The organism is Methyloceanibacter sp. (assembly GCF_058506495.1).
In genome coordinates, this window is sequence record NZ_JBZMXT010000138.1 from 1 (window position 1) to 3,605 (window position 3,605).

A 3,605-nucleotide genomic window follows, 5' to 3' on the forward strand; every position below is an offset into this window, starting at 1 on the left:
CGAGGAATGCGCGAAAAGACGTAGTCGAGAGAGTCTTTGTCCTGCACAGAGATGACAAGCGCATCAGCCTCGAAAGAAATGATCGATGCCCGGGTTTGTCGCGGCCATTGGATGAGAACGTCACCGTCATGAACAAGGTCGACGGTTGTTTTCGGCCCCTTCCGACTGCGCAAAAAAACATGCGAGCCGCTTCGGTCCAAGCGGATCGAGCGCAAACGGGAGACATCGTCAAGATCGAGCCCATCGACAAGCTCCGCATCATCAAGCGTGATGGTGGGACGAAAGGCACCCCGCTCCCAGAACTGGGATTGGGTGAACGCACCGACGGTCGAGACCGAAACCAGCCCCTTTCGCGCACTAGCCTTGCGCGTCGCAATGCCGGTCCTTGTATCGAAACTGAGACCCGTAGCCGTCTGCGTGATCAGCCAACCGCCCGGCGCTTCGTCCGCACGTGCGAGACCCCAGGCAAATACCGTCGCAATGGCCAGCAGAAGCGCGCGCGTTCGGCAGACCCACATAGATCGGGGGCGGTAACGAGAACGCGGTCTCATCGTAGACTCGCGGCGTCAGCGAACTGCGTTTGCGTCGGGATGGCTACCAGCCCCGCGTAGTGCACAGTGAAGAGGACCAGCAGCATGACTGCGATCGTCGTACACCATGCCGCCATAGCTGACCGCGCCTGCTCGACCAAGCCAGCCCCTGCCCCGGCGGTCTGGTTGCCGCGGTTAGACCAGCGCTGCTTCGAGAGGCGAAAGATGGCGTAGACCTTCACCGACGCGTTGATCAGCTGATTGAGATAGAGAATCCAGGGATAGGCCATTTCGACCTTGCGCGAGTAGGTGAACAGGACCAGTGAGAGCAACATCCGGCTGAGCGCAATGAACGCAATGTAGGAGGCCAAATAGCCAACCCCGACTAACATGCCGGCACTGACCGCGAGCACGGGACTCACCAGCATCGTCCACATCGACAGCCTTTGATCGACAAGGCACCACCAGATGAAGAAGGGCATAGCGCGAGGTCCGAGCTTTATGGCGCGCGACCCATTACGCAGCATATTGCCGGACCAGCGGCGGAAGTTCTGCACCATGCGGTCCATGCCCGACCCCTCGATGACCTCGATCGTGTAGCCGAGGGCGTCGGGCACGTAGAGCATTTTTGCTTTGTTTTTCAACATGAAGTACCAAGTGCTCTTGTCGTCACCTGATAGAAAGCGGAACTGACCCCACAGCCAGTGGCTGAGGTGATCGGCCTCCAGCAGTCGAATGAATTCTTCTTTCTTGAGGTGCTTCGCCCGGAACACCGACATGCGCCCCGTGAGCGTCAACACGCGACCCGAGAGCGCGTGACTCTGCATGGCTAGACGGCGCTGTGAGAAGCGCATTTTCAGCCAAGTCTCGATCCAGCGCGGTCCGATGCAGATGACTTCCTCGTCCGTCGTGCAGGCTTGGAGGTCTGGATAGAGATGAAACAATGGCATGCAGCGGCTGATTGCGCCTTCCGCCAATACGAAGTCGCCATCCATAAAGCAGACGAGATCGTCGTCCCGGACCGGCAGGCGGCACATCGCACGTAAGACCAGTCCTATCGCCGCGCGCTTCCCTGGGACGTTCTGCCGGATGATCCTCAACGTGACATCGACATCCGACGCTTCGCGGCGCAGGAGGTCGCTGATGATGTCTTCGTCGTAGCGATCCGACGAGCCGAGCCAAATAGTCCCCGGAACGCCGGAAGCAACGATCTCCTGGAGCACGGAACGCACTACCATCTCGGTGATCTCACGATGCTCGCGATAGGTCGTCATCATGAAATGCATGTGCCGCGGGCGCCAGCCACCCTCCCAAACTTCTCGGCACCGCGCCTTCATCTTCGGATATACGCGGCGAGCATAGATCGAGGCGCGGATCGCATGGGTGAACCACCAGCCGTAACGCCAGACGCCCAACAGTCCGATCGTGAAGGTAATCGCCTGGACTTCGGGGTCGAATATGGCGTTGGGAAAGCTCAGGAGAAATGCGATGCAAACCGCAAAGTATAGGGCGATCTTCAACAACACCAACGGCGTCCACTTCTTCCAGCCGGTCGGCCAATCCGTCGGCTCGTCAAGAGAGCGGGCCGTATCAAATCGAATTTTGTTCTGCATCGCTGCCCCCAATGAGCCGGCTCATGCCTTCACTGAAGCCGTGATAGACATCGTTCGTGAAGCGTTTCGGGAAGATCACGACGGCAGGCAGACCGGCGCTGACGTCATCGCGGCCCTGGCTATCGATATGGAGATTTAGGGATACGAGCGCCGTTCTTTCGGTCCGATCGCTCCACTCACGTTTGGATGATTCGAGATCGATATAGCTTGCGCGCCTATCGACCTTGGTAACGCTCGCCTCAACATGCCGCTGCAGGCCAGGAATGAAGACCTTCGCGCGATCTCCGAGCCCCACGGTGAGCACCTCGTCCTGCGTGAGATACGCGAGCACTGTGGGGTTTTCGTCCTTCTCAATCGCGAACAGTTCCTCATTCCGGATAAGGTGGACGTTGCCGGACTGGAACACTGACAGGATCCGCCCATCGAATGGCGCTTCGATCACAAGACGCTCGATGGCTTTCTCCGTCGCTTCCAAACTGGCATAGGCGGCGTTGAGGTCGGCACTCGCCTCATCGACATCGAGTGCCAACATGTCGAGATCGGCCACAAATTCCTTGTTGTTGAAGAAAACACGGTCCGACACCGCGTTGAGGGTTGAGGCGCGCTCGAGCTCGTTCTCGGCTCGTTTGAGGCGCGCCTCAGCATCAGCGCGAGCGCTGATGGCGTCGTCGTATTTTTGGGCGATGACCAAGCCCTTAGCGCGAAGCGTTGTCATCCGCTCGACCGCGTTGTCTGCCGCTGCGAGCGCCTCTTTCGCACTCGCGACCTCGGCCAGGGCAATTTGCCGGTCTGTACGCTTCACGACCTTATACATTCCCATACGACTCTTCTGAATGCGGAACTTCTCGTTCGCGCGCGCCAGCATTTCGCGCGCCTTCTGTAGATCGTTCCGCTTGTCCTCCAACTCATCGAGCAGGTCCGCATTCTCGATGTGGGCAATGACCTCGCCACGGCGCACGCGCGCACCGGTCTGCAGACGTACCGGCACGATCTTGCCATCTACTGGCATCTTGACCGTGGAGACTGGTGTGGAAATGACGGCCGACTTGACCTCCAGGCGCATCGTCATGCTGTAGATCAGGACGCCGAGATAGCCGAAAATGCAGAGCCCAAGGATCAGATAGAAGCCCGTCGTGATCACTGTTTTGATAGGCCAACGCCGCTTGGCGTCGTCTTCGGATTCGGCATCTGGCTTCGTCGAAATTGGCGTTACGGGAACGTCGATCCGACAAATCGTATCGTCGACCGTCGCCATCTTGCCGCGAACGAGATCGTCGATGAAATGGACAAGGAGATCATGCGCCCTCTCCGTCAGCTCGACAAACTCGACGCCCAGCGTTCCGGTCGCCGGGTCTGCCTTCGTGACCTTCGCATCCACTTCGAAGGAGATTTCGAAACCCTGAAACGGCAGCTCAGGCTTGAGAACCAGCGCCTCGCCTTCTTGAGGTAGCGGCCCTTCGAG

At 58.8% G+C, this 3,605-nt stretch carries 3 protein-coding genes; all 3 read right to left on the reverse strand.

What is annotated here, in order from left to right; genetic code table 11:
* On the reverse strand, positions 1–551 hold a 551-nt coding region (locus tag AC33YF_RS13205), incomplete at its 3' end, for a hypothetical protein (protein ID WP_491777675.1).
* Positions 548–2,143 carry a glycosyltransferase gene (locus tag AC33YF_RS13210; protein ID WP_491777676.1) on the reverse strand — a complete coding sequence of 532 codons (1,596 nt, stop codon included), beginning with the start codon at positions 2,141–2,143 and terminating at the stop codon, positions 548–550. The genes AC33YF_RS13210 and AC33YF_RS13205, both read right to left, overlap by 4 nt.
* Positions 2,121–3,605 (reverse strand): HlyD family secretion protein (locus AC33YF_RS13215; protein ID WP_491777677.1); only part of this gene is annotated, 1,485 nt, incomplete at its 5' end. The genes AC33YF_RS13210 and AC33YF_RS13215, both read right to left, overlap by 23 nt.

What these genes read in the sequence shown, in the direction of transcription:
- AC33YF_RS13210 (WP_491777676.1), bottom strand. Translation starts at nt 2,143, where the DNA reads ATGCAGAACAAAATTCGATTTGATACGGCCCGCTCTCTTGACGAGCCG.